Raw genomic sequence first — 7,082 nt, 5'->3', positions numbered from 1 at the left:
TCACTGGTCGGGGCTGTCGCGACGGGTGCCGCTGGTTCGGTTGCTGGTCTGGTTGGGGCTGATGGGGGTTCGTCGCTGGGGGTGTGGGTGGTCAGCAGGCGCACGACATGGTTGCATGACTGCCGGCAGTGATAGCCGGTCCGATGCGGGGGCTACCGGTGGCAGCGGGTCCGTCGGTGGTGGTGGAGCCGGTGGTGGGCCAGCCGGTGAGGGTGGTCAGGCCCGCGAGCAAGGACAGGGGAGGCCACGCCCGGCGGCACCCAGCAGGACCAGCCCGGCCGCCGCGGTACGCAACGGCGCTCCGGCCGGATCGATCCGCGCGGGCACCCGCGGCCGCGGTGCTGGTACGCCCACCGTCCAGACCCGCACGGTGCCGTCGTAGCTGCCGGTGGCGAGCAGCAGCCGGCCGTCGCCGCCGGTCGCCCACGCCACCGACCGGACCCAGCCGATGTGGCCGGTCAGGACGGTTGGGGGCTCGACGACGGTCACCTCGTCCGGGGTCCATGGGGTGTCCCAGCGAGGAGCCGGTCTGGTTGGCCGCACGCTGTCGGGTGGAGGTGGGACTCCCGCGGAATCGCCCGTGCGGCCCACGGTGCGGGCGTGTGCGGTCGCCCAGGCTCGTAATGCGGCATCCACGGGTGGGACGGCGTCTGCGCGGCCCGCCGGGCCGTTTTCCTGTCGTTCGTCCACGCTGTCCCCCGTTACCCTGCCGGCGTCGTCACCCGTCGGGGCCGTCCCGCGACGATCAGCGTAACCCCGGCGACAACGGCCCATCCGACAACCGGCCCTGATGCCCCGTCCTGGCGGCCGGCCGGTGGATACCCCGAGCTGTAGGTGGAAAGTGTCGTGGCAGCAGCGTTTTCCACCTACGGGCTTCACGGCCGTAGGTGGAAAACGTCGTGCCAGTGACGGCTTTTACCTACGGCATCCCTTACGGCAGGCGGTCGTAGGCGGGCAGGGTCAGGAAGTCGGTGAAGGTGTCGGCGAGGGCGAGCTCGGTGAACAGGGCGCGGGCCTGCTCGAAGCCGGTCGCGTCGTAGCCCTCGCCGAGGGTCTGGCGGAGCGTGGCCAGCTCCTCGGTGACGATGCGTTCGACCAGCTCGCGGGTCACCGGGGTGCCGTCGTCGAGGACGACGCCGCCGCGCAGCCACTGCCACACCTGGGAGCGGGCGATCTCGGCGGTGGCCGCGTCCTCCATCAGGTTGAAGATTGCGACGGCGCCGGTGCCCCGCAGCCAGGCGCGCAGGTACTGGAGGGCGACGCTGACGTTGTTGCGCAGGCCCGCCAGTGTCCGCTCGCCGGGCGCGGAGGCGACGTCGAGGAGATCCGCGGCGCTGACCCGCACGTCCTCGCGGGTGCGGGTGAGCTGGTTGGGGCGCTCGCCGAGCACGCCGTCGAAGACCTCCCGGCACAACGCCACCAGGTCGGGGTGGGCGACCCAGGATCCGTCGAAGCCGGCCTCGGCCTCGCGGGTCTTGTCCGCGCGCACCCTGGCCAGGGCGGTGGCGTTGACCTCGGCGTCCCGGCGGCTGGGGATGAAGGCGGCCATGCCGCCGATCGCGTGGGCGCCGCGCCGGTGGCAGGTGCGCACCAGCAGGTCGGTGTAGGCGCGCATGAAGGGGGCGGTCATCGTCACCGCGTTGCGGTCGGGCAGGGCGAACCGCTCACCCCGGTCGCGGAACTTCTTGATGATGCTGAACAGGTAGTCCCAGCGGCCCGCGTTCAGCCCGGCGGAATGCTCACGCAGCTCGTAGAGGATCTCCTCCATTTCGAAGGCCGCCGGGATCGTCTCGATGAGCACGGTGGCGCGGATCGTGCCCCGGGGAAAACCGAGGGCGTCCTCGGCGTGGACGAAAACGTCGTTCCACAGCCGCGCCTCAAGATGGCTTTCCAGTTTCGGGAGGTAGAAGTACGGGCCCCCGCCGGCGTCGAGCTGCCGTTGCGCGCAGTGGAAGAAGTACAGCCCGAAGTCGAACAGGCCGGCGGAGACGGGCCGGCCGTCGACGAGCAGGTGTTTCTCGGTCAGGTGCCAGCCGCGGGGCCTGGCCACGATCGTGGCCAGGGTGTCGGCGAGGGCGTAGCGCCGGCCGTCCCCGCTGGTGAAGTCGATGGTGCGGTCCAGGGCGTCGCGCAGGTTGAGCTGGCCGGTGACCATGTTCTCCCACAGGGGGGTGTTGGCGTCCTCGAAGTCGGCCAGCCAGACCTTCGCGCCCGAGTTCAGCGCGTTGATCGTCATCTTGCGGTCGGTCGGCCCGGTGATCTCGACCCGGCGGTCGAGAAGGCCCGGCGGGGGCGGGGCGACCTGCCAGTCGCCCTCGCGGACGTCCCTGGTGTGGGGGAGGAAGTCCAGGTTCGCGCCGGCGGACAGCTGGGCCTGCACCTCGTCGCGCCGGGTCAGCAGCTCACCCCGCCGTGGGCCGAAGCGGCGCTCCAGATCGGCGACCAGCGCCAGCGCCGGGAGGGTCAGGATCTCCTCGAAGCGTTCCCCGACAGGGCCAGTGATCTCCACACCGGCGGGAACGTCGGGGAACGGGACGCCAGGCTCGGCCACACGCATCTCCAGGAATTCCAGGAATCTCGGACGACAGAAGAAGGTTTCGCGCGGTGGAACGCTTCGGTGAAGTTCTCGTCAGACCGTCGGTGCTCCCCGTTCCCGATGCTCCCGAGGTGGAGGTGGACGCAGGGGCAGGAATGAAGCGGTCACGAATCTATCGTGATCCGTTCGGCTACGCCGGCTGTGGCTGCTGCGGCTGCGGCTGCTGTGCTGATTGTGACTGGCGCGCCGCCTGTGGGCGGTGGGGGCGGGTGCGGACGGCGGCGCAGAGCAGGGCTGAGAGGGCCGCGACGCCTGCCATCACGTACCAGACGCGCTGGAAGGCGTCGAGCGCGGAGGCGGGGGACGGCGTGCCGAGGACGGCGACGAACACCGACACCCCGAGCACGGCGCCGAGCTGCCGGAACGAGGAGTTGATGGCGCTGCCGATCCCGAACCGGGCCGGTGGCAGCGACGCGGCAGCCGCGCTGCCGAGCGTGGGGAGGGTCAGCCCGATGCCGGCACCGGTGAGCAGGGCCGCCGGCAGCCAGTCGGTGACGTAGTGCGGGGTGGCATCGATCTGGGTGGCGAACAGCAGCATCGCCGCGGTGAAGGACAGCGCGCCGGGGACGAGGACCGCGCGGTGCCCGAAACGGTCGGCCAGCACGCCGGCCAGTGGGGCGGCGACACCGGCGAGCAGCGGGCTCGGGGTCACCGCGAGGGCGCTGCGCAGCACCGACCAGTGCCACACCGTCTGCAGGAAGATGATGTTCGCCAGGGTGACGGCGAAGAAGGCGGTGGCGAACGTCAGCATCCCGGCGTTCGCCACGCTGTAGGTGCGGACCCGGAACAGGCTGAGGTCGACGGCTGGCCGGGCGGCATGCCGGGTCCGGACGACGAACAGCGGCAGGCCGACCGCGGCGACGAGGAACGCGCCGATGACGCGGGGGTCGTCCCAGCCCCAGTCCGGCCCCTCGATGATGCCGAACGCGACGGCGCCGAGCGCCAGCGTCACGAAAAGGATGCCGAACGGGTCGGGGATGCCGGTGGCGCCGGTGTCCCGGCTCTCCCGCAGCACCCGCGCGCCGACCAGCGCAGCCAGCAGACAGATCGGCAGGTTGACCAGGAACACCCAGCGCCAGGACAGATACTGGACGAGCACCGAGCCCAGGACCGGTCCGCTGGCCGCGGCGAGCCCACCCATCGCGCCCCAGATCCCGATCGCGGCCGAGCGCTTGTGGGGCGGGAACTCGGGGAGCAGCAGGGCCAGCGACGACGGCACCAGGATCGCGGCGAACACCGCCTGCAGCGCCCGGGCGGCGATGAGCACGGCGGTGCCGGACGCCAGCCCGCAGGCGGCGGAGGTGACCGCGAAGCCGATCAGCCCGATCTGGAACAGCCGTTTGCGGCCGAACTGGTCGGCCAGCCGCCCGGCGAGGACGAGCAGTGCGGTGAGGACCAGCGCGTAGGCGTTGAGGACCCAGGCCAGGCCCGCGGTCGTGGTGTGGAAGCTCCTGGTGATCGACTCGAACGCGACGTTGACGATCGTCGCGTCCAGGAAGACGACAAACACCCCGATCGAGGAGATGGCGAGAACCGCGCGGGCGCGCCCGCTCCTCGGCGCCCGCCGCTCGTCGGGGGGCACCGGCGCCGCTTTCCCGCCGGGGGCCGCTGACGGCGTGGTCGCTGGCCCGGCCGCCGGCCCGCTCCGTGGCGCGGCCGGTGGCTTGGGGGCTGGCTCGGGTGGCTCGGGTGCTAACGTCACCACCGGTTCGACCACCGGTTCGACCACCGGTTCGACCACCGGTTCGACCACCGGTTCGGCTGACGACCCGCCGGGCGGACTGGGTGGTTCGGCGGGCTCGGCGGGTGACGTCACCGATGGCTCGGCCGCTGCCTTGGCTGGCGAGCCGGCCGCTGCCTCGGCCGGCGGCTCGGCCGGCGATCCGGTTGGTGGCTCGGCCGCTGCCTCGTCGGTAGTGGTCGGTACCGCTGGGTTGCTCACTGTTGCTCCTGCCGGTGGTGGAGACGGTCGACGGTCCTGTCGAGTTCAGTGGTGATGGCCGCGCTGCCGTAGCTGCCGCCGGGAACGGCGACACGACTGATCAGCGCGGTGCCGAGCCCGGCCATGCGCACGGTGTGGTCGACGAAGTCCTCGACCGGCGGCCAGTCCAGCTCGGGTTTGCTCAGCAGCAGCGAGACGCAGCCGTGGATGGCGGCCCACAGGCTCAGCGCGAGCGGGCGCGTCTCCCCGCGGAACACCCCGGCGTCCACGCAGTCCTGGACGGCCCGGCTCATCTGCCTGAGTGCTGCTCGGGCGGCCGTCGTCGCCGCGGCCGCTCCGGCCGCCCCGGCCGCACACCTCTCATCATGGGTGAGGGGTCGGCCCATCATCAGCAGCCGGTACTGGACGGGATGGTCGAGCCCGAACCGGACGTACGCCATGCCGCACCGGCGCAGGGCGTCCAACGGGTCCGTCACGCCGGCGGTGGCGGCGGTCAGCCGCTCATCCAGGTCACCCCAGACCTTCAGGCAGACGGCGTCGAGGAGCGCGGCCTTGTCGGCATAGTGCAGGTAGACCGATGGCGTCGTCACACCGACCCGGCGGGCGACCGCACGCACGGTGACGGCCTGTTCGTCCCCGGTTTCGACCAGCAGGGCCTCGGCCGCGAACAGGATCTCCTCGGCCAGTCGGCCGCCCTCACCCCGGCGCGCCCTCGTCCGCCCGGCTGACACCATGGACGAAGGTTGCCAGCGTCAACTTAACCTTGTCAACTCACGCTGTCGCTGTCGCTGTCGCTGTCGCTGTCGCTGTCGCTGTCGCTGTCGCTGTCGGCGGTGGCGGGAGCCGGTCCGGGGGCCGCTGTCGCGGCGGCCGTGCGCCCGGCCGCCGGGCGCGAGCCGATAAAAACGGGAACATCCCATAAAATCAGGAAGGCCTTGTGGCGAGGATCGGACGGCCGGTGGTGGGTGTTGCCGGTGCGTCGCCGATGACAGGCTTGCCCTTTTGTTCGGAAAAACGACGGAGTTGTTCCCGAACATCCGTCGCGGCGGATATCGACCTGACCGGGGTGTTCCGGCGGAATAGGCCGGTTGGCGCGCCGGGAACAGTGCGCTGATGCGTCTGTTGTCTCGAGTTGACGCTGCACGGTAGCGAAGTAGTTTTATTCCTACAAATAGCTGGCTCGAGCTGGAGGCGATCGTATGGAGCAGCAGCAGGCGCAGGAGCTGGAGCAGCAGCTGCGGGCGGACTGGGACCGGATTCGCCATCAGATTCTCGATCAGTTCGTCCAGGTCAGCACCGCGGATCTGGACGCCGCCGCCAGCGTCAACGATCTCGTACGGCGGATCGCCGACAGGTCACACCACACCGAGCCCTACGTCGAGACGCGGTTGCGTGAACTTGTCGCCGCCACGGTGTCAGCCGGGCAGGCTGGGCAGCCCGAGCAAGCTGGGCCTGAGCAGCCCGGGGAGCAGGCCGGGCAGGCCGAGAGCGGGGGTGAGGGGACGCAGCCGGGCGCCGAGGGCGAGGGCGCCCGGCCGGCCACGGCGGAGGCAGGCGGGCAGCCGGGCGCCGAGGCGGAGCAGGGTGGTGAGACGGGGGATTTCAGCCAGCCCTCCGAACCGCTTGGTGGGCCACGACAACCGTTCGGCGGGTCGGAGGACCCGCAGCAAGAGTCGTAAAACCAGTGGTGGGGCCGGTACTGAGACCAGTGGCAAAACCGGCGTCCGGACTTCTTCGGCTGATTTTCCCGGACTGAGCCCGGACCAGCTGGACCCGGGCTGGTGATTCCGGGTTTTCGTCCCAAGGAGGGTTCCCGGCGGTCCGTTCGCCGGGAACCCTCCTGCCGGGGGCTTCCGGCGGGGATTCCTGCCAGCGGCACAGAGGATTCCCCGGGAGCGGGTGAAGGGTGTCACGCCTCTTCTCAGGCGGCCGGCGCGGGCTACAGCGGGATGTTGTTGTGGCCGCCGCGGCGGCCGGCCGCGGCCGGCCGCTCGTCCGCGGAGGCGAAGGTCCGTACGAGGGTACGGCGGGTGCGGGCCGGGTCGATGACCTCGTCGACGACTCCGATGGACAGGGCGCGGTCGACGCCCCCGGCGACCCGCTGGTGCTCGGCGACGAGCTGGACGCGCAGCTCCTCGCGCCGCTCGTCGTCCGCGGCGGCGGCCAGCTTCCTGCGGTGCAGGATCCCGACGGCGGCCTCCGCCCCCATGACGGCGACCTCGGCCTGCGGCCAGGCGTAGACGGCGGTGGCACCCAGTGAACGGGAGTTCATCGCGATGTACGCCCCGCCGTAGGACTTCCGCGTGATCAGGGTGACGCGGGGCACCACCGCCTCGGCGAAGGCGTGCAGCAGCTTCGCGCCCCGGCGGACCACGCCGTCCCACTCCTGCCCGACGCCGGGCAGGTAGCCGGGCACGTCGACGACGACCAGCAGCGGCACGCCGAACGCGTCGCACATGCGCACGAACCGAGCGGCCTTCTCCGCGCTCAGCGAGTCCAGGCAGCCGCCCTTGCGGATCGGGTTGTTGGCGATGACCCCGACCG

General features: G+C 71.5%; 6 protein-coding genes. 1 reads left to right on the top strand and 5 read right to left on the bottom strand.

Going from position 1 to position 7,082, the window contains the following annotated elements; genetic code table 11:
* Window positions 1-216 precede the first annotated feature (216 nt).
* From CM1CMNOD_RS23660 to CM1CMNOD_RS12080, 4 genes are all read right to left on the bottom strand, one after another.
* Window positions 217-489 (bottom strand): WD40 repeat domain-containing protein, encoded by a 273-nt coding sequence (locus CM1CMNOD_RS23660; RefSeq protein ID WP_013873912.1) that lies wholly within the window; start codon window positions 487-489, stop codon window positions 217-219.
* A gap of 442 nt (window positions 490-931) precedes the next feature.
* Window positions 932-2,557: a malate synthase A gene (aceB, locus tag CM1CMNOD_RS12090; RefSeq protein ID WP_013873911.1), complete on the bottom strand. Its 1,626-nt coding sequence runs from the start codon at window positions 2,555-2,557 to the stop codon at window positions 932-934.
* A 169-nt stretch (window positions 2,558-2,726) separates the two neighbouring features.
* Complete coding sequence (locus CM1CMNOD_RS12085) at window positions 2,727-4,538, bottom strand: MFS transporter (RefSeq protein ID WP_013873910.1); 1,812 nt, start codon at window positions 4,536-4,538, stop codon at window positions 2,727-2,729.
* The gene (locus CM1CMNOD_RS12080) at window positions 4,535-5,272 is read right to left on the bottom strand and encodes a TetR/AcrR family transcriptional regulator (protein ID WP_013873909.1); all 738 of its coding nucleotides are present in this window, start codon (window positions 5,270-5,272) and stop codon (window positions 4,535-4,537) included. Before CM1CMNOD_RS12080 ends, CM1CMNOD_RS12085 begins: the two co-directional genes overlap by 4 nt.
* A 465-nt stretch (window positions 5,273-5,737) precedes the next feature.
* On the opposite strand from CM1CMNOD_RS12080, the gene CM1CMNOD_RS24025 reads away from it, so the two are divergent.
* Window positions 5,738-6,217: a hypothetical protein gene (locus CM1CMNOD_RS24025; protein WP_013873908.1), complete on the top strand. Its 480-nt coding sequence runs from the start codon at window positions 5,738-5,740 to the stop codon at window positions 6,215-6,217.
* 260 nt (window positions 6,218-6,477) lie between these two features.
* Here the strand turns inward: CM1CMNOD_RS24025 and CM1CMNOD_RS12065 are convergent.
* On the bottom strand, window positions 6,478-7,082 hold a 605-nt coding region (locus CM1CMNOD_RS12065; RefSeq protein WP_278045207.1), incomplete at its 5' end, for a carboxyl transferase domain-containing protein.

This window comes from Protofrankia symbiont of Coriaria myrtifolia (assembly GCF_900634755.1).
Lineage (GTDB): Bacteria > Actinomycetota > Actinomycetes > Frankiales > Frankiaceae > Protofrankia > Protofrankia coriariae.
This window is presented reverse-complemented; position numbering and strand designations above follow the sequence as displayed.